At 70.4% G+C, this 331-nt stretch carries 1 protein-coding gene; it reads right to left on the bottom strand.

Going from position 1 to position 331, the window contains the following annotated elements; all coding sequences use genetic code 11:
* Positions 1-302, bottom strand: a 302-nt coding sequence (locus GV790_RS29420; RefSeq protein WP_309139051.1) for an ATPase domain-containing protein, incomplete at its 3' end; no start/stop codon positions are given.
* Positions 303-331 lie beyond the last annotated feature (29 nt).

Here is a 331-nt window from a genome sequence, read left to right as displayed (position 1 = left end):
GACTTGCCGACCCCCGGTTCACCCGACAGCAACACCACCGACCCGGCGACCACACCACCGCCGAGCACCCGATCCAACTCCGGCACGCCCGTGGACCTGGCCGCGGTGAGCTGGGAATCGATCTGTGAGATCGGCGCGGCGGCGGTACTCGGCAGCATGGCCCGCCGCCCCGCAGGCGCCGCTACCGAGGGCGCGATCTCCTCCACGGTGCCCCACGCACCGCAGTCGGGACATTTACCCACCCATTTGGCGACCTCGTGCCCGCACGCGGAGCACTGGAACACCGGCTTGCTTTTCGCCACACGCGCACCCTACGCAGCCGCACCGACAC

It is taken from the genome of Nocardia cyriacigeorgica (assembly GCF_010858045.1).
In the GTDB taxonomy this organism is placed as follows: domain Bacteria; phylum Actinomycetota; class Actinomycetes; order Mycobacteriales; family Mycobacteriaceae; genus Nocardia; species Nocardia cyriacigeorgica_E.
This window is presented reverse-complemented; position numbering and strand designations above follow the sequence as displayed.